Origin of the sequence: Asticcacaulis sp. AC460 (assembly GCF_000495795.1) — a bacterium.
Lineage (GTDB): Bacteria > Pseudomonadota > Alphaproteobacteria > Caulobacterales > Caulobacteraceae > Asticcacaulis.
In genome coordinates this window covers 1-627 of sequence record NZ_AWGD01000074.1, presented here as the reverse complement: position 1 = coordinate 627, position 627 = coordinate 1, and the positions used below count along the sequence as shown (strand labels likewise).

Here is a 627-nt window from a genome sequence, read left to right as displayed (position 1 = left end):
GTGAACCGCGGGGCGTCGTCGTATGCCAGTAAGCAGGCTATTCGGGATGTGAAAGCGCGCCGCCAGTCCAATTTTGATTATCTGAACAGCCGCGAGCTTGAGAACGTCGAAACCGGCGAACGCTTCAGCCTCATCGACAAGGTGATGGCAAGTATCTCTAACCCAGAAATTCGTCGTATGGAGTTAATGGCGATGATCGCCGGTGTTGAGCAGGCCGCCGCTATCCGTGGCGATAAAGGGATGTTTATCACCATCACCACCCCATCCAAATATCACCCGACGCGCGCCGTTGGTAAGAACAGCCCTAAGGTGCATTTTAATCACAAATGGGATGAAGAGGCGTACACGCCAAAAGACGGCCAGCGCTATCTTGTGAAGCTGTTTAGCAAGATCCGCACGGCGTTTAAAGATGCGGGCCTGCAGGTCTACGGCGTGCGCGTTGTCGAACCGCACCATGATGCGACGCCGCACTGGCATATGATGTTGTTTACCTCCAAAGAGCAGCGCCAGCAGGTGATCGACATCATGCGCCGTTATGCCATGGCTGAAGATGGGGACGAGTGCGGCGCCGCCAAAAACCGGTTTGACTGCAAGCATCTGAACAAAGGTGGTGCGGCGGGCTATATC

1 protein-coding gene is annotated in these 627 nt (G+C 55.0%); it reads left to right on the top strand.

Annotated elements, in window-relative coordinates; all coding sequences use genetic code 11:
• On the top strand, positions 1–627 hold a 627-nt coding region (locus tag ABAC460_RS0125410), incomplete at its 3' end, for a replication endonuclease (RefSeq protein WP_031237688.1).